The sequence below is a fragment of the Vibrio sp. S17_S38 genome (genome assembly GCF_014694375.1).
In the GTDB taxonomy this organism is placed as follows: Bacteria; Pseudomonadota; Gammaproteobacteria; order Enterobacterales; family Vibrionaceae; genus Vibrio.
Window position 1 is genome coordinate 55,787 of sequence record NZ_JAAUWW010000004.1, and the last position, 25,410, is coordinate 81,196.

Annotated in this window: 22 protein-coding genes; 11 read left to right on the forward strand and 11 right to left on the reverse strand. The window is 41.1% G+C overall.

Translation table 11 applies throughout. The features are described from left to right. Positions 1-383 precede the first annotated feature (383 nt). The 5 genes from HC725_RS04610 (at position 384) to HC725_RS04630 (ending at position 7,651) form a co-directional block, all read left to right on the forward strand. Complete coding sequence (locus HC725_RS04610; protein ID WP_190330605.1) at positions 384-4,166, forward strand: nitrate reductase subunit alpha; 3,783 nt, start codon at positions 384-386, stop codon at positions 4,164-4,166. Positions 4,167-4,168: 2 nt separating this feature from the next. Continuing rightward, positions 4,169-5,803 carry a nitrate reductase subunit beta gene (gene narH, locus HC725_RS04615; RefSeq protein WP_190330606.1) on the forward strand — a complete coding sequence of 545 codons (1,635 nt, stop codon included), beginning with the start codon at positions 4,169-4,171 and terminating at the stop codon, positions 5,801-5,803. Next, positions 5,803-6,549, forward strand: a complete 747-nt coding sequence (narJ, locus tag HC725_RS04620; RefSeq protein ID WP_190330607.1) for a nitrate reductase molybdenum cofactor assembly chaperone — start codon at positions 5,803-5,805, stop codon at positions 6,547-6,549. The genes narH and narJ overlap by 1 nt, the downstream gene beginning before the upstream one ends. Beyond that, positions 6,546-7,235 (forward strand): respiratory nitrate reductase subunit gamma, encoded by a 690-nt coding sequence (gene narI, locus HC725_RS04625; protein ID WP_190330608.1) that lies wholly within the window; start codon positions 6,546-6,548, stop codon positions 7,233-7,235. The genes narJ and narI overlap by 4 nt, the downstream gene beginning before the upstream one ends. Positions 7,236-7,378: 143 nt before the next feature. After that, on the forward strand, positions 7,379-7,651 hold the full coding sequence (locus HC725_RS04630) for a hypothetical protein (RefSeq protein WP_190330609.1): 273 nt from the start codon (positions 7,379-7,381) through the stop codon (positions 7,649-7,651). 165 nt (positions 7,652-7,816) lie between these two features. On the opposite strand, the gene ccoP is transcribed toward HC725_RS04630, so the two are convergent. From ccoP to HC725_RS04650, 4 genes are read right to left on the reverse strand one after another with little or no spacing between them, the layout of a single operon-like run. Next, positions 7,817-9,922 (reverse strand): cytochrome-c oxidase, cbb3-type subunit III, encoded by a 2,106-nt coding sequence (ccoP, locus tag HC725_RS04635; RefSeq protein ID WP_190330610.1) that lies wholly within the window; start codon positions 9,920-9,922, stop codon positions 7,817-7,819. 9 nt (positions 9,923-9,931) lie between these two features. Continuing rightward, the gene (ccoO, locus tag HC725_RS04640) at positions 9,932-10,522 is read right to left on the reverse strand and encodes a cytochrome-c oxidase, cbb3-type subunit II (protein WP_190330611.1); all 591 of its coding nucleotides are present in this window, start codon (positions 10,520-10,522) and stop codon (positions 9,932-9,934) included. Beyond that, positions 10,512-11,981: a cytochrome-c oxidase, cbb3-type subunit I gene (ccoN, locus tag HC725_RS04645; protein ID WP_190330612.1), complete on the reverse strand. Its 1,470-nt coding sequence runs from the start codon at positions 11,979-11,981 to the stop codon at positions 10,512-10,514. The genes ccoO and ccoN overlap by 11 nt, the downstream gene beginning before the upstream one ends. 35 nt (positions 11,982-12,016) lie before the next feature. After that, positions 12,017-12,349 carry a c-type cytochrome gene (locus tag HC725_RS04650; RefSeq protein ID WP_190330613.1) on the reverse strand — a complete coding sequence of 111 codons (333 nt, stop codon included), beginning with the start codon at positions 12,347-12,349 and terminating at the stop codon, positions 12,017-12,019. 234 nt (positions 12,350-12,583) lie between these two features. On the opposite strand from HC725_RS04650, the gene HC725_RS04655 reads away from it, so the two are divergent. The 3 genes from HC725_RS04655 (at position 12,584) to HC725_RS04665 (ending at position 14,114) form a co-directional block, all read left to right on the forward strand. Continuing rightward, entirely contained in the window at positions 12,584-13,435 is an 852-nt protein-coding gene (locus HC725_RS04655) for a VOC family protein (protein WP_190330614.1), read from the forward strand. Beyond that, positions 13,432-13,581: a hypothetical protein gene (locus HC725_RS04660; RefSeq protein WP_190330615.1), complete on the forward strand. Its 150-nt coding sequence runs from the start codon at positions 13,432-13,434 to the stop codon at positions 13,579-13,581. The genes HC725_RS04655 and HC725_RS04660 overlap by 4 nt, the downstream gene beginning before the upstream one ends. A 269-nt stretch (positions 13,582-13,850) precedes the next feature. Continuing rightward, positions 13,851-14,114 carry a hypothetical protein gene (locus HC725_RS04665; protein WP_190330616.1) on the forward strand — a complete coding sequence of 88 codons (264 nt, stop codon included), beginning with the start codon at positions 13,851-13,853 and terminating at the stop codon, positions 14,112-14,114. A gap of 32 nt (positions 14,115-14,146) precedes the next feature. On the opposite strand, the gene HC725_RS04670 is transcribed toward HC725_RS04665, so the two are convergent. From HC725_RS04670 to HC725_RS04690, 5 genes are all read right to left on the reverse strand, one after another. After that, a complete protein-coding gene (locus HC725_RS04670) occupies positions 14,147-15,232 on the reverse strand; it encodes a hybrid-cluster NAD(P)-dependent oxidoreductase (RefSeq protein WP_190330617.1) in 1,086 nt (361 codons plus the stop codon). 93 nt (positions 15,233-15,325) lie between these two features. Continuing rightward, a complete protein-coding gene (gene hcp / locus HC725_RS04675) occupies positions 15,326-16,996 on the reverse strand; it encodes a hydroxylamine reductase (RefSeq protein WP_190330618.1) in 1,671 nt (556 codons plus the stop codon). 212 nt (positions 16,997-17,208) lie between these two features. Further along, positions 17,209-18,267, reverse strand: coding sequence for a zinc-binding dehydrogenase (locus tag HC725_RS04680; RefSeq protein WP_190330619.1), 1,059 nt, complete (start codon positions 18,265-18,267; stop codon positions 17,209-17,211). Between the two features lie 14 nt (positions 18,268-18,281). Beyond that, the gene (locus tag HC725_RS04685; RefSeq protein WP_190330620.1) at positions 18,282-18,785 is read right to left on the reverse strand and encodes a 2,4'-dihydroxyacetophenone dioxygenase family protein; all 504 of its coding nucleotides are present in this window, start codon (positions 18,783-18,785) and stop codon (positions 18,282-18,284) included. A gap of 69 nt (positions 18,786-18,854) precedes the next feature. After that, a complete protein-coding gene (locus HC725_RS04690) occupies positions 18,855-19,616 on the reverse strand; it encodes an SDR family NAD(P)-dependent oxidoreductase (RefSeq protein WP_190330621.1) in 762 nt (253 codons plus the stop codon). A 130-nt stretch (positions 19,617-19,746) separates the two neighbouring features. On the opposite strand from HC725_RS04690, the gene HC725_RS04695 reads away from it, so the two are divergent. Further along, positions 19,747-20,742, forward strand: coding sequence for an AraC family transcriptional regulator (locus HC725_RS04695; RefSeq protein ID WP_190330622.1), 996 nt, complete (start codon positions 19,747-19,749; stop codon positions 20,740-20,742). A gap of 165 nt (positions 20,743-20,907) precedes the next feature. Continuing rightward, on the forward strand, positions 20,908-21,075 hold the full coding sequence (locus HC725_RS04700; protein ID WP_190330623.1) for a DUF4223 family protein: 168 nt from the start codon (positions 20,908-20,910) through the stop codon (positions 21,073-21,075). 95 nt (positions 21,076-21,170) lie between these two features. Here the strand turns inward: HC725_RS04700 and HC725_RS04705 are convergent, their stop codons facing one another. Both HC725_RS04705 and norR read right to left on the reverse strand, forming a co-directional pair. Further along, on the reverse strand, positions 21,171-22,214 hold the full coding sequence (locus tag HC725_RS04705; RefSeq protein ID WP_190330624.1) for a leucine-rich repeat domain-containing protein: 1,044 nt from the start codon (positions 22,212-22,214) through the stop codon (positions 21,171-21,173). Between the two features lie 173 nt (positions 22,215-22,387). After that, entirely contained in the window at positions 22,388-23,941 is a 1,554-nt protein-coding gene (gene norR / locus HC725_RS04710; protein ID WP_190330625.1) for a nitric oxide reductase transcriptional regulator NorR, read from the reverse strand. 229 nt (positions 23,942-24,170) lie between these two features. On the opposite strand from norR, the gene HC725_RS04715 reads away from it, so the two are divergent. Continuing rightward, entirely contained in the window at positions 24,171-25,373 is a 1,203-nt protein-coding gene (locus HC725_RS04715; protein WP_190330626.1) for an NnrS family protein, read from the forward strand. Positions 25,374-25,410 lie beyond the last annotated feature (37 nt).

The following is a 25,410-nucleotide window of genomic DNA, read 5'->3' on the forward strand; positions in this document are numbered from 1 at the left end:
AGAAAGCAAGAAAGCAAGAAAGCATTACAGCTTGATCTCCCCCGATCAGGCTGTTTTTACTTTATGTCAGTCCATTATTGAGCAACCTTCATCCTCATCAAGTTTCAATTTCATATACCCCTCAATAGTTTATATATATATACCTTAATATACACCAGTACCAAAAATAATAATAAAACTTATAAAACAGTAGGTTAAGGACAAAAACCCCATACCCAATTGGAGGTAGCTTTTATTTGACTGCGACCTAATGACTCATGCCTTATTGATCAAAATCAATATTCCACCCGCTTATGCTCCCTATTCTGGCAGAGATGACCAATGTCAATATTAACTAAATACATATAACTACAGGTGAAAAACCTGATGAGGAGATCCCCCGGATGAGCAAATTTCTTGACCGGTTTCGTTACTTTAAGCAACTAGGTGAAACCTTTTCAAATGGCCACGGCCAATCGATGGATTCTAACCGCGACTGGGAAAATGGATATCGTAGTCGTTGGCAACATGACAAGATTGTTCGCTCCACTCACGGGGTTAACTGTACAGGTTCTTGTAGTTGGAAAATCTATGTTAAAAACGGCCTAGTAACTTGGGAAACACAACAAACCGACTACCCTCGTACTCGTCCTGATCTCCCAAATCATGAACCACGTGGTTGTCCTCGTGGTGCTAGTTATTCTTGGTATCTTTACAGTGCCAACCGAGTTAAATACCCAATGATTCGCAAACGTCTATTAAAACTTTGGCAAGAAGCGAAACTGCAACACAGCGATCCAGTCGATGCATGGAAATCCATCACCTCTGATCCAGCTAAAATGCAGCAGTACAAGAAAGCCCGTGGACGCGGAGGTTTTGTTCGTGCTAATTGGGATGACGCAAACGAATTAATTGCAGCGGCAAACGTTCATACTGCGAAAGAACACGGCCCTGACCGCATTGTTGGCTTCTCTCCAATTCCAGCGATGTCAATGGTTTCCTACGCTTCAGGTGCACGTTATTTATCTTTAATTGGCGGAACTTGTTTAAGCTTCTACGATTGGTATTGTGATTTGCCACCAGCGTCACCAATGACATGGGGCGAGCAAACGGATGTTCCAGAATCAGCCGATTGGTATAACTCTTCATACATCATCGCCTGGGGTTCAAATGTTCCTCAAACGCGTACTCCTGATGCTCACTTCTTCACGGAAGTTCGCTACAAAGGAACCAAAACCGTAGCAGTAACACCAGATTACGCTGAAGTGGCAAAACTGTGTGACCATTGGTTGAACCCAAAACAAGGTACCGACAGTGCAATGGCATTGGCAATGGGTCACGTTTTACTGACCGAGTTCCATACCAAACGCCAAGTCGAGTACTTCAAAAACTACACCCAGCAATACACTGATATGCCTATGTTGGTTGAACTTGAAAAACGCGAAGATGGCACTTTTGTGGCTGGTCGCCAACTGCGTGCATCCGATTTGGTCGATAATCTTGGTCAAGATAACAACCCTGAATGGAAAACCATTGCCATTGATGAAGCCACCGGTGAATTGATTGCGCCACAAGGCTCTATCGGTTATCGCTGGGGTGAAGATGGCAAATGGAACCTTGAGCAAAAAGATGGCAAAACTGACCAAGAACGTAACCTGCGTTTGAGCCTTGTTGACTCACACGATGAAGTTGTGAGTGTTGGTTTCCCATACTTTGGTGGCCTTCCAAGCGAGCATTTCCAAAATGTTGAATTGAACGATGTTATTCAACATAAATTGCCCGCCAAACGCCTTACCAATGCACACGGTAACGAAATTTTAGTCACCAGTGTTTACGACTTAACCATGGCAAACTATGGTATTGATCGTGGTCTGAATGATGAAAATTGTGCAGCTACTTATGATGAAGTGAAAGCCTATTCTCCTGCATGGGCTGAACAAGTGACTGGCGTAAATCGCGCTGAAATCATCAAGATTGCTCGTGAATTTGGTGAAAATGCCGAGAAAACTCGTGGCCGTTCAATGATTATTGTTGGCGCAGGTTTGAACCACTGGTTCCACATGGATATGTCTTACCGTGGCATCATCAACATGTTGGTATTTTGTGGCTGTGTTGGTCAAAGTGGTGGCGGTTGGTCGCACTATGTTGGTCAAGAAAAACTGCGTCCTCAAACTGGCTGGCAACCCCTTGCCTTTGGTCTAGATTGGCAGAAACCGCCTCGTCACATGAATGGCACTTCATTCTTCTACAACCATTCAAGCCAATGGCGTTATGAGACAGTTAATTCGAATGATCTTCTTTCTCCGCTTGCCGACAAGTCGCGTTACAGCGAAAGCTTGCTCGACATGAACGTAAAGGCAGAACGCATGGGTTGGTTACCATCATCACCACAATTCAATATTAACCCGCTGCATGTCGCTGAGAAAGCCAAAGCAGAAGGCTTAAGTTCTGAAGATTACATGGTGAAAAACTTAAAAGATGGCAGCATCAAGTTTGCATCAGAGCAACCAGAAGACCATCATCCGCGTAATATGTTTATCTGGCGTTCAAACCTATTAGGTTCATCAGGTAAAGGCCATGAATACATGCTGAAATATTTGCTGGGTACTGAAAATGGTATTCAAGGCAAAGATCTTGGTCAGCAAGGTAAAGTGAAACCAGAAGAAATCGAATGGAAAGATAATGGCACCGAAGGCAAGCTTGATCTTGTTGTGACGCTTGATTTCCGTATGTCGAGCACCTGTTTATTCTCTGACATCGTCCTTCCTACTGCCACTTGGTATGAAAAAGATGACATGAATACTTCAGATATGCACCCATTCATCCACCCTCTTTCAGCCGCTGTTGATCCGGCTTGGGAAGCAAAAAGTGACTGGGAAATCTACAAAGGCATTGCGAAGAAATTCTCTGAAGTCTGTGTTGGCCACCTTGGTATTGAAACCGACCTTGTTTCGCTACCAATTCAACACGATTCAAACGCTGAGATTGCTCAACCGTTTGATGTAAGAGATTGGAAAAAAGGCGAATGTGACCTGATCCCGGGGAAAACTGCGCCACACCTTAAAACCGTGGTTCGTGATTATCCAAATACTTATGAGCGTTTCACTTCACTTGGCCCGATTTTGGATCAAGAAGGCAATGGCGGCAAAGGCATCAACTGGGATACTCAAGTTGAAGTCGATTTCCTCAAAGAGCTGAACTACACCAAAACTAAAGGCGCTGCTGAAGGTCGTCCACTGATTGAAAGTGCTATTGACGCAGCCGAAGTGATCCTGTCACTTGCACCAGAGACTAACGGTCAAGTAGCAGTAAAAGCTTGGGCGGCACTGGGTAAGAAAACCGGTATCAACCATACTCATTTAGCCTTGAATAAGGAAGATGAGAAAATCCGCTTCCGTGATATTCAAGCGCAACCACGCAAGATTATTTCAAGCCCAACATGGTCTGGTCTAGAAGATGAACATGTGTCTTACAACGCCTGTTACACCAACGTACACGAGCTTATCCCATGGCGTACCCTGTCTGGTCGTCAGCAGTTGTATCAAGATCACCAATGGATGCGTGATTTCGGCGAAAGCTTAGTGGCATACCGTCCGCCGGTTGATACTCGCTCAGTACAAAGTGAAATCAACAGGAAGAGCAATGGCAACCCTGAAAAAGCGTTGAACTTCATTACTCCGCACCAGAAATGGGGAATTCACTCTACTTACAGTGAAAATCTGTTAATGCTAACACTATCTCGCGGTGGTCCAATTGTATGGATGAGTGAAGATGATGCGAAACAACTTGGTATTGAAGATAACGATTGGATCGAAGCGTTTAACAGCAACGGCGCCCTAACCGCTCGTGCAGTTGTAAGTCAACGTGTGCCTGAAGGCATGGTGATGATGTATCACGCCCAAGAACGTTTAGTGAATATTCCTGGTTCGGAAATCACTAAACAACGCGGTGGCATTCATAACTCGGTTACTCGTATCACGCCAAAACCAACCCACATGATTGGTGGTTACGCTCAGCAATCTTACGGCTTTAACTACTACGGAACCGTGGGTTCTAATCGCGATGAATTCGTTGTAGTGCGTAAGATGAAAGACGTGAAATGGTTAGACGACGAAAACAACGATTACGATCAAGAAAAAGCAATCGCTCAACCGTCTAATAAAACACAAACTGGACAGGAGAAATAAGCATGAAAATCCGTTCTCAAGTCGGCATGGTGCTTAACCTAGACAAATGTATTGGCTGTCATACCTGTTCAGTCACTTGTAAAAACGTATGGACCAGCCGTGAAGGTATGGAATATGCGTGGTTCAACAATGTAGAAAGTAAACCCGGTGTCGGCTACCCAGCAAATTGGGAAGATCAAGACCAGTGGAAAGGCGGTTGGATCCGTAAAATCAATGGCAAAATTGAGCCTAAAATGGGCGGCAAAGTTGGCGTATTGTCAAAATTATTCAACAACCCAGATATGCCAAGCATTGATGATTACTACGAACCCTTTACTTTTGATTATGAGCATCTTCAAAATGCCAAAGAAAGCAAACATCAACCTATCGCTCGCCCACGCTCTTTGATCACAGGCAAGCGTATGGACAAAATTGAAAACGGACCAAACTGGGAAGAGATTCTTGGTGGCGAGTATTCAAAACGTTCAAAAGATTACAACTTGAATGCATTTGGTTTCGAGCAAAAACAAAAAGAAATCGTCGGTGAATTTGAAAACACCTTCATGATGTATTTGCCGCGTTTATGTGAACATTGTTTGAACCCCGCTTGTGTCGCAACTTGCCCAAGTGGGTCAATCTATAAACGTGAAGAGGATGGCATTGTCTTAATCGATCAAGACAAATGCCGCGGCTGGCGTATGTGCTTAACTGGTTGCCCATACAAAAAAATCTACTTCAACTGGAAATCGGGAAAATCTGAAAAATGTATTTTCTGCTACCCGCGTATTGAAGCAGGTCAACCAACCGTGTGTTCTGAAACTTGTGTCGGCCGTATTCGCTACCTTGGCGTGATGCTTTACGATGCTGACAAAGTAGAACAAGCAGCATCAACCGAGAAGGTCACCGATCTCTACCAAGAGCAATTGGATGTGTTCTTAGATCCAAACGATCCTACTGTGATTAAAGAAGCCTTAGCGCAAGGCGTTCCAATGAGCACCATTGAAGCTGCGCAAAAATCACCAGTTTACAAAATGGCAGTTGATTGGAAATTAGCCCTTCCTCTTCACCCAGAATATCGCACCCTACCAATGGTGTGGTATGTACCGCCACTATCGCCAATTCAAGCGGTAACGGATGCGGGTGTACTTGACGGCGACGGCATCTTGCCAGAAATTGAAAGACTGCGTATTCCAGTGAAATATCTGGCTAACTTGCTAACAGCAGGTGATGAAAAACCAGTTCTCAGCGCATTAAAACGTATGCTGGCAATGCGTCATTACAAACGCGCAGAAACCGTTGATGGTGTTATCGATACTTCTGCACTTGAAGAAGCGGGATTAACCGAAGCTCAAGCGAAAGAAATGTATCGTTACCTTGCGATTGCTAACTACGAAGATCGTTTCGTGATCCCAGCAAGCCACCGTGAAATGGCCAAAGAATCGTTCCCAGGCGCGCTTGATGATACCGGTGCTTATGCACAAAAAAGTAGCTGTGGGTTTAGCTTTGGTGACGGTTGTCACGGCGGCGGGAGCGAAAACAAATTTAATCTATTTGACAGCAAACGCATTGATGCTATCAACATTGATCCAAAAACTGCCCCTCAAAATAGTGTTCAATTTATAGATGCCTCAGATGTAAACAATAAAGGAGCGAAATAATGGAAAATCTAAAAATTATTTCTCTCTTGCTTGAGTATCCAGATCGTGAGATCTGGTTACACAAAGACGAGTTGATGAAAGACATCTCTGAGATGATTTTTCTCTCTCCCGCTCAGATGAGTCGTTTGTACACCTTCATTGAAGAACTGACTGAGCAAGATTTATTGGATGCTCAATCTAACTACATTGAACTGTTCGATCGCGGTCGTTCATTATCATTATTGTTGTTCGAACACGTGCATGGTGAATCAAGAGATCGTGGCCAAGCCATGATCGACTTGATGGATCAGTACAAATCCGCAGGGCTTCAAATCGAAAGTATTGAGCTACCTGATTACCTACCGGTTTATCTTGAATATTTAGCCACGCAGACGCGTGAAGAATCGATTCAAGGTTTAGCCGACATCGCTCCTATTCTTGCGCTGCTTGGCGCTCGTTTAGAAAAGCGTGACAGCATTTATCGCCACTTGTTTACTTTATTACTTGAGTTATCAGGCACAAAAGTTCGTCCTGAGCATTTAAATAGTAATGTAGAAAAAGAAGAACGCGACGATACGCCCGAAGCATTAGATGCAGTTTGGGAAGAAGAGCAAATCAAATTCTTAGGTGAAGAAGGTTGTGCGTCTGCTGAGCAAAATATGCACCAAAAACGTTTTGCTGGCAGCGTACAACCACAATATGTCAGCTTGGATTCACTTCCGACGTCAACTGTATCATCAACTTCAGCATCTGGAGGCCAACAATGAGTTTTCTAAATACGTTCTTTTTTGACGTGTATCCCTACATCGCCAGTGCTGTATTTTTTATTGGCAGTTGGATCCGTTATGACTACGCTCAATACACTTGGCGTGCAGGCTCTAGCCAAATGCTGAGTAGCCGAGATGACAAACGCTACATGCGCATTGCGTCTAACCTATTCCACGTTGGGATCTTAGGCATTTTTGCGGGTCACTTTGTCGGTATGTTAACGCCACACTGGATGTACGCTCCTTTCATTACCATTGCAGCTAAACAACAATTGGCGATGATTGCAGGTGGTGCATGTGGACTGATGACGGTAACGGGTGGCGCAATGCTGCTAAAACGCCGTTTAACTAATTCACGCGTTCGGGCGACATCAAGTTTTGCTGATATTGGCATCTTGACCTTACTAGTGATCCAAGCTTGTTTAGGCGTGCTAACCATTCCTTTTTCTGCCCAACACATGGACGGCAGTGAAATGATGAAATTAGTGGGCTGGGCACAATCAGTGATGACGTTTGGTGCGAATTCTTCAACGCATTTAGATGGGGTCGCCATGATCTTCAGAGTACACATCGTACTGGGTATGACCATGTTCCTGCTATTCCCTTTCTGTCGCTTAGTTCATATTTGGAGTGTGCCAGTGGAATATCTAACCCGCCGCTACCAAATCGTGCGTAACCGCCGTTAAAATCTAGATCAACACCGTACCTTTTTAAGCCAGCATCTATTTTCAGTATGCTGGCTTTTTCTATATGACTACCTCCAAGTCAGTATATAAAAACCCAAACTATTTTTGATATAATAAATTTATCGTACAAGCAGGAGTTCATCATGGCTAAACCTGACCGCAAAACCGTTATGCTCGATATCATTGAAACGGTAAAAAAGGACTTTCCATTAGATGCCCCAGAAGCCTCTATTTGTGGTGATACTTGCGTAGGCTGCCCAAGAAAACTATTAGAATTAGTAGAGGGTGAATTAATTTATTGGGAATCGAAACTCAAAAAAGATCAACTGCCTGATTTTGATGAGCTCAACCGCTTCGGGAAGTTATGCAAAAATGTACGACGTGGATTGGTAAGAAATGGATTGGTAGCCAGGTAAATTCTCCCAATAAAGCTCATTATCTAAGTCATAAAAAACCACCAGTAAGATTACCTTACTGATGATTTAGAGTTTTTATATTCTTGAGCTTGAAGCAGCAGCTTTATTAACGATAAAGCTATACCCCAATAATTTTAAGTCCATAGCGCTCGCCTCGTGAATACTTTATTTCACCTCGTGGAAGCCGCCTGTAATACCACCTTTTTCAAGACTAATACGAATCTCTTTTACCATCTCTGTCGTCACAGGTTCAGAGCGTGCACCCAGTTTATCGCGAATAAAGCTGATCATTCGAGCCATTTCGGCATCTCCAGCAATATCGTTAAAACTGCTCATTGGCATGTAATCACGATTAGGTTCCAGATAATCAGGCGACAAACCACGCAATACCACCGCGACCGTATTATATGGTTCCGAGTGCGAGATAATGCCATTACCTAATAAGGCTGGAGCAATATTTTCACGCCCTTTACCGTCGGGACCATGGCAAGCACCACAGGTTTCTGCAAAAATCGCATACTCTTTGGTTTTCTTATCCTCGACGCTAAATCCACTTGGTTGCAAAGGTCTGGTATTTGGATCCAAACGATTATTTTCATCCCCAGTTAGCAGGTATTCAGCAATCGCATCAAGATCATCACGCGTCATATAACGGGTACTGTTTTTTACAACATCCGCCATACCTGCAAACGCAGTCCCTTTCGCTGAGTGGCCCGTTTTCAAAAAATCGGTAATATCTTTCACTTCCCAGCCATGTTCATGTAACTCGTTGGCAGTGATATCTGGCGCATTCCAATGGTCGATAATATTACCTTGGAACGGTTGCCCGGCTTCTAGAGCTTGAGCAATATTACGCGGTGTATGGCATTCGGCACAGTGACCAAAACTCATCGTTAGATATTTTCCTCGTTTCCAAGCATCTGTTTGGTCTTCCGGATATTCCAACTTATCTTCATCGAAGAACGCCATATTCCAAGCCCACATTCCCAAACGAATATTGGTTGGAAATATCATGCCATTAGGAATATTCGGACTGTTTACCGGAGTCAACGATTGCATATAAGCCCACAATGATTTGGTATCTTCCTCAGTCATATACTGATAAGACGTATAAGGCATGGCCGGGTATAAATTACCATGTTTTGCCTCGCCTAAACGTACCGCATCGTGGAACTCTTGATAAGTATAACTGCCAATCCCTCGCTCAACATGGGTCGAAATATTGGTTGAATACAAGGTACCAAATGGCGTAGGGAAAGGTAATCCACCGCCAAACAGTTCTCCATCTTCTGCCGTATGACAAGCCACACAGTCACCCGCATAGGCAAGGTATTCACCTCGTTTCACTTGAGCAGCATCTAACCCAGCCAAATCTTGTTGATTTTGTGACTTTTGATAAATGATATACGCCGCAACTGCCGTTATTTGAGCGCTAGATAATTGCTTATCGAAGGCGGGCATAACCGAGTCTAATCCTTCACGTACTGTCTTTTGGATTTGAGCAATACTCCCACCATGCACCCAGGTGTCATCCGTTAAGTTATAGGCGCCAATGTGAATATTTCCATTGCCATTATCACCATGACAAACAGAGCAATTGTATTCAAATAGTTGCTGACCTTGTTCACGTTGCACTTTTGCCGCAGGAACCGCACGGTTAGTTTGTAGACTGGCTACATAAGTCGATACATCGTCAATTTGCTGAGCAGTTAGAACATCTTTCCAACCAACCATAACGCCATGCCGACCATAAGTGATCGAGTCAATAATGCCTTTATCACTGCTATCATAAATCCATTCATCATCGGTTAAATTAGGAAAATGCATTTGCCCTTGAGCATTAGCACCATGACACGCTGCGCAATGAGTTTGAAACAAACGATTACCGTAATCTACAACTTCATTATTTTGACTGAGTTGGGTTAACGTCAATGTACCTGACTCTAATTCGGCCAAATTTTTATCAATGATTTTGGTGTCTTGTTGCTGCAGAGCATCATCTGAGTGCCACTTCATTAAACCTTGCCAGTTCCCCATACCTGGATACAGTACAAAGAAAATGGCGCTGCCAATAAAAGCGATCAAATAAGAATAGAGTAATACTTTCGGCAACTTAGCATCATTTTCGCCAATGCCATCATAATTATGAAGTTCTTTATTTTCATCCGCTTCATTATTTTTATGCCAATAATGCCAAATGACATACATCATACCCAACATAAAAACGACAGTTAGGACAATGACCCACGTGCTCCAAAATGTACTTAACATACTGCCTCCCTATTTCCCTAGACTTTGCAGGTAACTGATTAATGCATCAGCGTAGGTTTTATTTTTTACCTGCAAACGAGCCCGATCAATTTCATCATCGGTATAAGGCACGCCTAAAACTCGTAGCGTTTTCATTTTATCGGCAATATCTTCACCATTCAGTCTCTTTTCAAATAACCACGGATAAGATGGCATTATCGAAGTCGGCACCACGGCACGAGGATCCATAAGATGAATTTCGTGCCAGCGATCTGAATATTTTCGCCCTAAATTAGCCAAGTCGGGCCCGGTTCGCTCCGAACCCCACAAGTTAGGATATTCATAAATATCATCTGATCCTGTTGTCGCTTTTCCATAACGTGCGACTTCAGCTGGTAGAGGGCGGACCATTTGCGTATGACAAGTATGGCAGCCTTCACTGATGTAAATATCGCGCCCCGCTAGTTCTAATGCCGAATATGGCTTTGCTGTGGAGACTTTAACTTGCTCACCCTTCATAAATAAATCAGGGATCACCCAAGTTAATAGCGAAAAACTTGCCACAATAATTATCGATAAAATCAATATCAAAACGGATTGGGTAAAATCTTTATTTAACATACGCTTTATCCTCCTCGATTTGATTTGTTTCTACCATTGGTGCAGATTTTGGCGATCCAACCTCTGGAAATGCCGATGTTTCTATCGGTAACGATAAAGTGCGATAAAGGTTATAAATCATAATAACCACCCCACTAACAAAAAGCCCACCACCAAAGAAACGCGCTAACATCCAAGGCGCAACAAAATCCATTGATTCAACAAAACTATACGCAAGTGACCCATCATCATGCTGTTTAAGCCACATGTAACCTTGACCAATACCAGCAATCCAAAGCGCAACTGCATAAATAGCGATACCAATGTGTGCCATCCAAAAATGCCATTTAACCAAGCGGTTAGACCACATTTTTTCGCGTCCCCATAATCTAGGAATGAAATAATAAAACACGGCAAAGCCCGACATCGCAACCCAACCCAATGCAGCAGAGTGAACATGACCAATAATCCACTGTGTATTATGCGCAATCATGTTAAACCAACGGATAGCTAATAGTGGACCTTCAAAGGTTGCTAGAGCGTAGTAAAGAACCGCAGAAAGGAAAAACAGCATCACATAATCATGCTTTAGCTTTTCTTTGTTAGACAGTAATGTCATTAAGCTATTAAATGCTCCCCCCCAAGATGGTAGCCATAATAATAACGACATAATAATGCCAAGGTTTTGCAACCAGTCAGGAACAGAGGAATAAATTAAGTGGTGAGTTCCAGCCCAAGTATAGAAACCGACTAACCCCCAGAAGTGAACAATGGATAAACGATAAGAGTAAATTGGTCGTTCAGCCGCTTTGGGAATAAAATAATAATTCATTCCTATGATGCCAGCAGTCAAAAGAAAACCAACCGCATTATGGCCCCACCACCACTGCACGATCGCATCTTGTGTGCCTGCGTAAACAGAATAAGATTTCGTCGCACTAACCGGTAATTCCAAGTTATTTACAATAAATATCATAGCAATAACGATGATAAAGCCACCAAAGAACCAATTGGCAACAAATATGTGTTTTACCTTTCGTATTGCAATGGTGCCAAAAAATAGCACCGCGTACATAACCCAGACCACCGCGATGAGAATATCAATCGGCCACTCTAGTTCCGCGTACTCTTTTGATGATGTAAAACCAAGAGGAAGCGTAATTAATGCCAGTAGCAACACTAGTTGCCATCCCCAATACACAATCCAAGCTAAGCTTTTATTAAATAATGCGGTTCTACTGGTACGTTGCACGATGTAAAGCGACGTTCCCATTAAAATGTTCACCACAAAACCAAAAATAACACCAGATGTATGTAAAGGACGTAATCGGCCAAATTGAAAATATTCAGAATCAAAATTGAGTATTGGCCAATAAAGTTGAGCAGCAAGAATTAACCCTACCGTCATTCCAAGTAGCGCCCAGATCAAACTGGTAATGATGAAGTATTTCACCACCTTCATATCGTAATTCAATTCCATTGTTCACCTCCTTGTTAATAAAACAGCCTGAAATTTTACTTTGATTCAGATTCGCTGGTTACTTTGGAAAAGAAATAACTGATGTCTTTCATATCTTGCTCGGTCAAACTGTCAGCCTGTTCATACATAACTAAAGCTAGCCCGCCCGCTCTTTGACGACGTTGATAAGCTTTTAATGTCGTGACCAGATATTCAAATTTTTGTCCTTGTAGATTAGGATAAATAGCGATACTGGAAATACCTTCTTTGCCATGGCAAGTCATGCAAACCGCGGCTTTTTTCTGCCCCGTCATAAATTTCTCATCAGCCTGTGCGAATACCGTCATTGGTAAAACACCCAAGCTTAATATCAATAATTGTTTCAACATAAGACGCTCACTTATTTCTTATTGTATTTAAATTATTTATCTTCTTTACACTTTAAACAGGCAAGTAAAAACATCCACTCCCACTTAGATAAGGGAGTATTTAAAAGTATATATCTAGTTACGCTATTTATCTTGATTTTTTAATACTAATTTAATCATTAATTTTATTTTAAAACTGGCACTTATGGTAAGTTCTCATATAATTCCATAAGTGTTAAAACAAGGATCTATCAGATGAAATTACAACTTACAAAATGGCTAACATTGCCGGTTGTAGCAATGTCTTTGTTCATTGCCGCGTGCAGTGATTCACCATCCATAACATTTCCAGCACTAAGTAATAGTGCGATGAAAACCCCAGGATCCGTAGTATGGCGAGACCTTGCCACCACCGCGCCAGATCAAGTAAAACCCTTTTATGAAAATGTTTTTGGTTGGAAATTTGAAACCATTAGCGATGATTACAGTTTGATCCAATATCAAGGCCATTATATAGCCGGAATGGCCACTCTCCCGACAACTAGCAGTACCAATTATTGGTTACCAGTTATTTCAACCGATAACGTCGACAACACTCTTGCTCAAGCTAAAAATGCAGGTGGAACAATTTTAATTAAAAAAACCACGTTAAAAGGACGTGGTGACATGGCCGTTATTCAAGATCCTCAAGGTGCTGTATTTTCTATTTTAAATACCATCAATGGCGATCCAGACGCCTTGGAAAAACAATCAGGTAATTGGATGTGGCAAGAAGTTTGGACTCAAGACATCAATCAAAGCCAATCTTTCTATCAAAAACTTGGTCATTACAAAGCAGAAACGAAAAGCTTAAACAAGTATGACTATCCATTTTTAAGTATCAATAATAAGCCTGCATTTGGTTTTGTGAAAAAGCCCAATGCAGATGTCGCCACAACTTGGGTTAATTACATCCGAGTTGATGATGTAAATGCGACGGTTAAAAAGATTACTCAAAATGGTGGCTATATTTTAATGGCACCAACAAAATTGGTTCATAACGGAACAGTGGCGATCGTTCGAGATCCAGCCGGTGCAGGTTTTGTAGTACAGGAGTCTCTAAAATGAATAATCTAAAACGAATTATTATATTAACCGCAGCGGTCTTAGTCATGGCATCTTGTACACCGTACGCGAGCTTAGATATTGGAGTTCCTTTTAAAATTGGTCCTGTTTATATCAACCCAAGCATTGGTGTTGGTGGGAATCTTTAAGAAAGAAACAGAACTGGTATTAAGCGCATCATGCAACCAAAGCAAACAGGCAGATCTCATAATAGAGTTCTGCCTGTTTTGCTTTCAGCCCAATTCATTAATTCACTGGTTATATAAAAAGCATCACGATTTTGAGACTCATTTTAAAGTTAATTTCAGTATTCAGGGGAAATTAAAACAGATAAAAACCGATTATTTGAATGTACTATAATTGGTATGAGTATTTCAGTTATTTACTGATAAGCCCACGTCACAGTGAGGTAATTCATATGAACATTGTCGCTAGAACGTTACTTATGACCATTTTCTTTGCATTAGGGTGCTTACTCCCTCCTGCTATTCTTTATCTCTTAGCTGTGCTCTCCTCACCCCAGTATTACTTTATGCAGTATCCAAATTTAATCAACCCAATCAACTTTTTTATCCAGGTCGGGTACCCCAAAGAATTAGCAATTATCTTTCCATCTTTAGCATTAGGGGCATTTTTATCTTACCGAGTTTATAGCATGATCACTCACAAGCATTTACCTTAAACAGATCACTAGATAAACTTCGCTCTATCAAATTAATTTAACGCCACCTCTAAATCGGATTCAACTAGACAAGAACATGCCAACACGAATCCTTGATCCAGTTCATCACTTGTTAAAGTTTCAATACTGGTACGAGTAAACTTTCCTTTTGTCACTTTACACTTGCATGACCCACAAATACCGCTACGACACGCAGCGATCACTGGCACTTTTGCCGCTTCTAATGCATCGATTAACGCACTGCCAATTTTCGCTTCTGCTTGAGCACCAAAAGTTGGAACAAATATAGTTGCATTGGCTAAGGCTTCTACTTTTTTGTCGCCATCATTCAGATCCACATCTGGCTGAATGGATTCAGACGGCGTAAAACTTTCTTGATAGAAGTGATCCATATTCATGCCAAGAGCCTGTAAGCTTTCTTGCATTGCGCCCATAAAACCAACAGGACCACATAAGAAAGCCGTACACTCTGCAATATCTGAACAATATTGTTTCAATGCCGCCTGTGTTAAGCGCCCTTCTGAGTAATCACTGCCCTTTGCATCTTCAAGCATGATACCAAGATGAAAACGCTCATGCTGCTCAGCCATCGCTAATAGTTCTTGATGATAGATGATTTGGTCGATTTCCGTAGCAGCATGAATAAAGTGAATATTTGTATTGTCATCTTTATTTGCCAATAGCGTTTTTGCCATCGACATAACAGGTGTAATACCGCAACCGGCACTAAGCAAAACAATACGCTCACCATGGGCTTGATCTTTAGAATGATGATCAAGATGAAACTGACCTACTGGTTTTAAAACCGATACCGCTTGCCCTTCTTTTAGGTTATCAACGATGTAATTGGAAACTTTACCGCCCGCGACACGCTTGATGGTTAATTGTAATTCAGTTTGATTTGGCATTGAGCTTAATGAATAAGCGCGGTATTCCATTTTTCCGGCGATATCTATTCCTAAAGTAATAAATTGGCCAGGAATGAAATCAAACACAACACCTTGATCTTCAAAAGATTCAGGCGCTAGAGTAAAGCTCACACTATTTGAAGTTTCAGCCCATTTTCGTTTGCAGACTAAAGTGACAGGGCCATTTGTAGGCCATTGGAATTTCTTCATACTATTCTCTCGTTTCTAAGATGATGGTGCAGTTATTTATATCCAAAATTTGAAGCTGCAACGAAGCTACAGCTTCAAATACGACGGTTATAATTACGCGACTTTTTCACCTAAGATAGTTTTCATATCTTCTTCAACCGTTGAGATTGAACGAAGATCAAACTTCTCTTGCATCACTGCCATTAGGTTATCGGTTAAGAATGCAGGTTTGGTTGGACCGGTGTAGATACCTTTAATGCCTAACGCAAGAAGAGTAAGTAGAACTACAATCGCTTTTTGTTCAAACCAAGAAAGAACCAGTGTTAGCGGCAGATCGTTGACACCGCAATCAAACTCATTGGCCAGCGCAAGAGCCAGTTGGATTGCCGAGTAAGAATCATTACATTGACCAACATCTAATAGACGAGGAATGCCGTTGATTTCACCATGTTGCTCTTTATTGAAACGGAATTTACCACAGGCAAGAGTTAAGATAACGCTGTCATCTGGAGTTTGTTTTGTGAACTCATTGAAGTAGTTACGTTCAACTTTGTCCCCATCACAACCGCCAACGAGAAAGAAGTGGCTGATGTTACCTTGTTTGATTTGATCGATAACCGCAGGAGCAGCTTCCATCAAAGCATTACGACCAAACCCAACCGTGATCATGTGTTCAATTTCATCATGCTCGAAGCCTTCTTGCGCTAATGCACAGTCAATCACAGCAGAGAAATCATCACCTTCCAGATGAGCAACACCAGGCCAACCTACGATGCTACGAGTAAATAGACGATCAGCGTATTGACCCACTTCAGGGTTAATTAGGCAGTTTGAGGTCATCACGATTGCGCCAGGGAAATTAGCGAATTCTTTTTGTTGATTCTGCCAAGCACTGCCGTAGTTACCAGCAAGGTGTGGATATTTGTTTAACTCTGGATAGCCGTGCGCAGGCAACATTTCACCGTTGGTATAAACATTAATGCCTTTACCTTCAGTTTGTTGCAAGATTTTCTCAAGGTCATGCAAGTCGTGACCAGAAACTAAGATACATTTACCACTCTTAGTTTTTACGTTTACTTGAGTTGGCGCTGGGTGGCCATAAGTTAGCGTTTCACCACGATCAAGGATTTCCATGATTTTGTAGTTCATCATACCGATTTGCATAGAGCAATCTAACAAGGCTTGCAAGTCTTGTGGTTCCGTACCTAACCACGCCATGATCTGATGATATTCAGTAAAGATTTCTACGCTAGTTTGATTAAGAATCCGGGCATGTTCCATATAAGCAGCTGCACCTTTTAAGCCATAAAGACAAAGAAGACGAAGGCCCATAACATCAGGATCAACGGTTTCATGACCACGGTTAACCGCCGCTAATGGCGCAAATTTGAGGAGAGATTCACGATCTGTTGGAAGCGCAAAAATTGCTGCTGGAGAGAGTTCTGGTAATGCTTTGTCTGCTAGTAATGCAGCCGCTCGTACCTTTTCTTCAAGGCGAACTTTGAATTGATAAGCTTGGTTTGAAAATTCAATGATGCGTTCTTCATCAAAGTTAACGTTAGTTAAAGTAGAAAAGAATGCTTTTGGTGCCCATTCATCAATTTCAGAATCGATAATGCCATATTCGCGACCAAGCTCAGCCCAAAAAGACACACCTTGTAATACATAGACTAAGATGTCTTGCAGATCAGATACATCACTTGTTTTTCCACACATACCTTGAGAATAAGAACAACCGCTTGATACAGGGGTGCGAATAGTTTGTTCACATTGAATACAGAACATAGTTTGAAGCTCCAGTGGTAAATAAAAATAGAGCCGATGAATTTAAAAAAATAAATTCACGGCCAATAAAAACTTAATCACTGTGTAGCAGGATGCGTGCCAATATTTAAACTATTGATTTAAAACAAATTAACAATCCATTAACTATGATGAGCGATGTTATAAATACAACGACCGATGTTATAAATACAACGATTATTTTTCAATTAGTTTCATATTCGTTCCAATGCACCGTTACGCCAAGGTTCAATAATCACCTTAATATGCTCATTCGGTGACATTAATTGCTGAAATGGATCGGTTACACCATCCATCCCAACTTTACCAGTGAGCATTTTTTGCCAAGGCACTTTGCCTTCTGCCAACGCACTAAGGCATTGACTAAACTCTTCAGGTTGATAGTAATAAGTGAATTTAAAATCCAACTCCTTAACGGTGGCATAAGCATAATTGACACTTAAATTCGCAGTATGGATACCAGTGATCACTAATGTACTTTGGGCTGGAGCACGTTGAATAAAGCTATTAATCAACTTGGTTATACCGACACATTCAAAAATAAAAAGCTTTCCTTCACGCATATGCTCGGTGGCAAACACCACTTCATCTTGTTCACCACTATTAACACTGTGGCTTGCACCAAACTCCAGTGCATTATGCAATTTATCGTCTTGCAGATCCGCAGCAACAATTGTATTAATTCCGCGTAATTTCAGCGCAGAAATCGTCGCCAATCCAATCGGCCCACACCCTACGACTAATGCGGCATCATTAGGCTTAATCTCACTGCGATTAACCGCATGGAGCCCAACAGCAAGAGGCTCGGTTAATGCCACCGCCTCTGAAGGCAAAGTATCCGGAACCGCCAATAGCAACGCTTCATCCAAAATAAAATACTCAGAATATGCACCGGATAACCCCGGAGTTACCCCAACGCCAGCACCTTGTTGCGACATAAGTATCGGTACCGATGTCACTCTGGCTCCTTTCGCAAATGCTTGCTGCGTATCCGGCCCATATTCAACGATTTCGGCGCAAAACTCATGTCCAAGCATCACACCCGTATGATCATCCATGGTTGGATCCATCACACCTAATTTACGATACATTGAAAATACATCACTCGTATGGCGAGTAATATGCAGATCAGATCCACAAATACCACACGCCAAACTTCGGACTAATACTTGCCCAGCTTGAGGCTTAGGAACCGAAGATTGCACTAAATGTACCGCGCCATCTTGCATGACAATCGAATTCATTTGTTCCATATCAGACTCCTTGATTAAGCATCACTCATAGCGGCTATTCCGCCCGGCTTAATGTAACGAGGAACAATACCTTGAGCTTTGGCGGCAGCGATAACAACTTGCTCAATCCAACCTGCATCCATAATATTCATTAGGTTGCCATTGGCATCGAAATTAATATTCGCTCCTTGAACCACCATAAATCCATCCGTACCTTCTGAATCTTCAGGGCAATGGAAAGTATGTATAGAGCCGCCCGGTTCGTATAAATAACTGCCTGCCGTTTGTGGTTGCTCTGGGTATTCTAGGTAATGCCAAGTCCCACTTAGCGTGTAGAAGTGCACCACACCTGTATGAAAATGTTTTGGTAGCGTCACGCCCGGTTTAAACCTTGCTCGTATAACCCAAGTGCCATTTTCTGCGTCGAGAAAAAGTGGAAATACATCAACGCCTGGCAGCGCATCTTTCATTATGTTTTCTTCATTAGTATTTAGAGTGAGTAGAAAATCTTGATGTTGAATCACGTCTGGTAAAGCCATAATACATTCCTCTTTTTTATTATTTTGCTTCTTAAACTTTGTGTTTATCAATTATGTTTTTATTTTTCATTAATCTAATAACGGATATTTAAACTGATCAAATCCATCTGAAGCTGAAACTGTACAGCCATTAATGCAGTTCGCTTCATCACTGACTAAAAAAGCAACGACATTGGCAATTTCACTTGGTTGGGTAAACGTTTTTCGCATCTGTTCTTTGCGAATATGCTCCCATAAACCAAGCGCTTTATATTGATGCAGCATAGGAGTATCAACACGTCCCGGTGCAATAGCGCACACTCGAATACCTAGGGGGGCAAGTTCTAACGCAGCGCATTTGGTCATCATGTCCACGGCAGCTTTACTCACGTTGTAAGTAAACGTCATTTCAGAAGCCATCTTGGCGTAAACCGATGAGGTATTAAGGATCACACCTTTGCTTTCTTGGGATTTAAACTGGCGGGAGGCGGCTAAAATTCCGTAATACACTCCATGTTGATTCACTTGTGTAACAGGATCGAAATCGGCCTTTGGCTCATGCTCTAGCAAGGGTTTTGGCGCCCCGATACCGGCGTTATTTATCATAATATCAAGGCGACCAAACTGAGCTACGGAATGATGAACCATCGCTTGAACTTGTTGGTAATCGGTCACATCAACCACAAATGTGCTTAACTGTTCATCGTCAACACCATCAAAGACTTTCAGGCCTTCAATTGAAAAATCAGCGGCGACAACTTTGACACCTTTACTCAATAACTTCCGAACAATCTCTTGCCCAATCCCACCAGCAGCACCTGTCACAATTGCTATTTTTTGATTTAAACTCATAGCGCCCTCTCATTTCATGTTAACAAGTTGTAAATACAATCTAGGTCAATATTTAGACATTTACTTGATGTTTTACGAGCGATAATTGATATATTACGAAACAAATATTGACCGGAATCACAGGATTGGTATGCATCTAGTACGTAGCGGCGCAGCAACACAATTTGAACAATTGGTTTTAGAATTAAATAAGAACCCAATTCAATTAATGCATAAGGTTGGTTTACGCCAAGCACAATTTCGCGATCCAAATACTTATTTGGCCTATCCGAAACTAGCTGAATTATTTGAGTTAGCGGCCACTCAATGTCAGTGTCCTTTGTTCGGAATTGAATTGGCGCAGAGGCAAACTCAGGCAGTATTAGGTGATTTACCCATGTTAGTTTCGAGGATGGAGACTATTGAAGCTGCGTTAGATCGAGCAAACGAATATTTGTATTTACATGCGTCGGGGGCGCACATAAAAATCCAAGAGAAAGGAGAATACGTTAACTTAGCTTTATCCATTAATATTGGAGAACATATAGAAATAACTCAATTGATCCAACTCAGCGTATGCCAATTAGCAATGTTTATAGCGAGTTTACTCAATATTGAAGTTCAAAATTTAACTCTTTATTTATGCCAATCAAATCCACAGACAAATGATGATCCACAGCAACAAAAGAACTTACCCATCATTCATTTTGATAGTGCATTTAATGGTATTCGCATCCGATCATCTCAACTTTCACATCGTAACCATCAAGATGAGGAAGCACTTAACCATCTACTTGAAAGCCATCTACATGATTTACAAAGCCGCTATCCAGAAGATTTAACGGATCAGGTTAAAAATTTAATCCGCCATTTATTGCCGACAGGTGAATGTTGCATTGAACGGATCGCCAGTGCGCTTGGTCTTCATCAACGCAGCTTACAAAACCAGTTAAAAAATGCCCATAAAAACTACCGAGGGCTATTGCAAGAAACTCGGCAGGAAATTGCTCAACAAGAACTCGCATACGGTACTCAAACCATTACAGAATTAGCACTACAACTGGGCTATGCGGATATTGCAGTATTTAGTCGCCACTTTAAAAGTTGGACGGGATTATCCCCTAGACTATGGAGAAACAAGCGCTGACGAATACAAGGAAAGGCCAAATAAAATCATCACTAAGACTAAGTAAGAACCAATTGCCTTAGCACTAAAATAAAACCAGTAAATCAAATGAAATAATTTGATATATCATTGATATATTGCTAAACTTTATTACTCAATACAAATATTAAAATATAGGGATTTATAATGAATATTACAAAAACAAAACTAGCTTTCGTTGCTATTGCACTAACGGTTCTTGCAGGCTGTACTGGTACTGTAACTAACCAAGCTGGCACTTGTTCAACTGATTACTTACTTGTACCTGCCATTTCTATTCCAGCTATTATTGGTGCATGTGATACTTCAAAATAATTATTCATACATTATTTAAAGTAATCCTAACGAAAAAATCGCCATTGGCGATTTTTTTTGTATCTCAAATATGACAACTACAGAGAACCTATTTATCACTTCCTGCTAATGGTTACTTTGTCATCGAACGCATTCTTTCCGATCGTTTTTACTGAGCTAGGTATCACCATATCTGTTAAATAGTTGCCACTGAAAGCCTCAACACCAATAAATACGACTGAATCTGGTATGGTTACTTGAATTAAATAGTTACCACTGAATGCTCCATCACCGATGTTCTGCAATGAATTAGGTATTTTAACGCTCGTTAACCCTTTAAATAAGAAAGCACTATCTCCAATAGCCGTCACAGGAATACCATCTAGCTCATTAGGAATAGCTATGTTTTTTTTATCCGAATTATAAGCCAAGATCGTTCCCGTATTCTTGTCAAAATTCACATCATCTAATGTTAGTACAGCGCTAGGTAATTCATTATAAGCGAAAGCTCCTTTGCCTATATTTGTTACTGTATTAGGTATTATCACACTTGTTAAAGCATTCTTTGCAAAGGCCCAATCACTAATAGCAGTAACTGATTTAGGAATTGATAAATTAATTAGGGCATTTTGAGCAAAGGCTCCCTTGCCGATCGTTGTCACTGAGTCTGGAATTATTACACTCGTTAAATCGTTATCCGCAAACGTCCCTTCACCAATAATGACCACAGATTTTGGTATCGATACTGTTGTTAAAGCGTTTTTTGCAAAGGCCCAATCACCAAGAACGATAACTGAATTAGAAATAACTACTTTGGTTAATGCATTATTAGCAAACGCTGTTTTACCTATATCCGTAACATTATTTGGAATAATCACATTCGTTAAAGCATTATTAGCAAAAGCAGATTCATTAATAGCGGTTACTGAATCAGGAATAACCACATTTGTTAAACCAATACCAGCAAACGCCTTGGTACCGATAGCAGTGACTGGAACACCATCCAAATCATTCGGAATGATGAGGTTTTTATCATTGGAAAGATAACCGGTAATCGTGCCTGATTGCTTATCGAATTTGAAATCATTATTCAATTGATCACACCCTACTAGCGTTAAAACAGAAAATAAGAGTATGGTGACAGTGGCAGGTTTTATCATAATAGAGTGTGCTCGTAAAAGTTGAAAATTAAGAACGAATATATTGATGTATGCTAAATCAGTTAGTTATGACTTATTATTCAAAACAAAGTCTACTATACATCATTTTAAAGACCGATAAGCCCATTCACACTTGCTCTTTTCATTCGGTTAATCGGCTCATTAAATAGAAGCTACAAACCTAATTTTTTTCCCATTTTGTATAAGCTTCCTCTATTCATTTGTAAGAATTCCGCCGCTTTAGCCCACACACCACCACTTTGTTGCAGCGCATGTTCAATAAGTTGCTTTTGATATGTTTCAACGGCAGTGCGCATAGGAACGGATTCCATCGGTAATAGTGAAGATGTCACTTTCGATGATTTAACTTTTTTAGCTAAATTAACAGACTCCAGATCGCTATTAAAATGACGCCACTCTATTAACTCAGATTGTTCTTGCATGGCTCTAAGACCTGTTCTCATCAAGGCATGCTCAAGCTCCCGAACATTACCAAGCCATTGTTGCTGTTCAAGTTTCTGTAAAGCAAAAGGATGAATATGCAACGTTTTTAATTGAAATTGAGTCCGAATTGTATCGAGGATATGGCCGATTAAAACCGGAATATCCCCTTCTCGTTCACGTAAGGGTGGCACATGAATGGGAAACACATTCAACCGATGAAATAAATCTGATCGAAAACGCCCTTCACTGACCTCTTTATCAAGATCCCGATTAGTCGCTGCAATAATACGCACATCAATCAAATTATTTTTATCCGCACCAACTCGTTGGACTTCACCTTGCTGGATCACTCGTAACAATTTCGCTTGTAACAGTAATGGCAATTCACCAATTTCATCTAAGAAAATCGTCCCGCCATCGGCCAGTTCAAACTTACCCGCGCGATGAGAGTTAGCGCCTGTAAATGCACCTTTTACATGACCAAATAGCTCACTTTCCGCAATCGACTCTGGCAGTGCGGCACAGTTTACATACACCATAGGTTTATCAGAACGCAGACTTTGAGCGTGAACTTGATGCGCGACTAGCTCTTTCCCTGTCCCCGTCTCACCGCTGATAAGAACGGCATAATTAGATTTTGCTACCATCTTGATATTGTCTAATAAACGCTGAATTTGTGGGCTGATCCCAACCAGTTTTCCGCCACGATTTCGAGCCTCATCGATCAGTAATTGATTGATTGATTGTTGCTGATGATTCGCTTTATTTAATGCTTCAAACAAACTGATATTACGCACTATCCCAGCGGCTAAAGTCGCAAACGTTTCTACTGTTGAATCTTCAATGTTATCAAAAGCCCCCGTTGCTTGGGCATCTAATGTTAATACCCCCACGAGTGTATCTTCTACATATAGGCTGCAACCCATACACGAATGCACATCAATTTTATGATTAGGATCATCACTTAATAATCCATCAAATGGGTCAGGTAATTCCGAATGATTAGGAAAGCGTATAGGCGTCCGGCTCTGTAAAATCATCTCAAGTCGTGGATGGAGTTCAGGCAAAAAAGTACGTCCTAACACTTCATTAGATAATCCATTCATGGCAACAGGTACAAGATGGCGTTGTTGGTTTAAAATAAATAACGCACAAGCATCACAAGGTAAAATTTGCTGCAATGCGTCAATTAACTTTTGATAATGCTGAACCGTCGGTGTTCTCGCATTAAGCTCCAACGCAATTTGTAATAACACATGTTCAGATGATGTGTTTTTAACCATAAATGTTACTCATAAGTTAATAATAAATAAAGAAATAGATCGGTGATTTAAATCAGCAACACAAGAATAGTATTAAAACTAACACGACGATGTTTAAATAACATCATAACATTATCAACAATAAAAATAATAACGTAAAATCAATATATTACATATTGGCATGATTAATGCCTACTATATTAGTATTAACTAACGGTACATCAAATTACTTTGCTAGGGATCTTCTTTAATGATGAACATAACCGATAAAAACATCGAAGATAAAATTACGCCACTATTACGGCTTGGCTTTCGACCTTTCTTTTTACTTGGTACGATTTACGCCCCACTTGCGATTGCGATTTGGGTTTATGCATTTCAGCATGGGCAACCAAGCCAACTACATGTTCCTGCGCTTTGGTGGCATGTCCATGAAATGATTTTTGGTTTTGCGATGGCGATTGTGGCGGGTTTCTTATTAACCGCTGTTCAGAACTGGACTGGTGTTAATGGCACTAAAAGTACTCGATTAGGTATCATTGTTTTATTATGGATATTGCCGCGAGTGCTATTTTGGACGCCCACTCCATTGTGGATGATATCGATCATTGAAACGTTATTTCTTGCGGCGGTCGCGTATGAAATTTCATTTCGAGTCGTCAAGTCAAAAGGCTATCGTAATCTGATTTTCTTACCATTCTTTGTACTTGCGATTGTGGCAAATTTTTCTGCATACGTCACGATTAAGGGCATGCCGCCTTTTCCTGCGATTGCCGTATGGGAAGCGATGATTTGGTGGTTTGTACTGTTGATTTCAATTATGGGTGGACGTGTGATTCCCTTTTTCACGGCTAAGCGCATGAATTTTGAAAAAGCTAATCCATTATTATGGCTCGATGCTGCGGCCAACACCCCACTTGTGTGTTTATTTATTTTAAGTTTCTTTCCTATTACCGCAGCGAGCATTAACCCAACATTGATGGTATTTACAGGCGTAATGCAATTTTCCCGCTTCTTACGGTGGAAACCTTGGACGACCTTTAAAGAACCATTAGTTTGGTCGCTGCACACTGCTTATGTCTGCATTCCTGTGGGATTATTGATCAAAGGTTTAGCATTACTGGGCATTCTCGATAATGGCTATTTTGTTTCACACAATATGATCCATGTGCTTGCCATTGGTGCGATTGGTGGTTTGATTTTGGCGATGATCACTCGAGTTACCATGGGACATACCGGACACGAAATCTACAAAGGCCCCGCAATGTGGCATGCGTTTTTAGCTATCGTACTAGCGGCAATCATTCGAGGTGTTGGTGTCGCATTTTGGCCAGAACACATGATGACGATGATCAATATTTCAGCGGCATTATGGATTTATGCTTTTGCTTTATTTCTACTTAAATTTGGCCCAATGTTATGTAAACCAAGAGCCGATGGACACCCAGGTTAAAGTGTTCAAAGCGTTATCCCCCAATATGAATTTATTG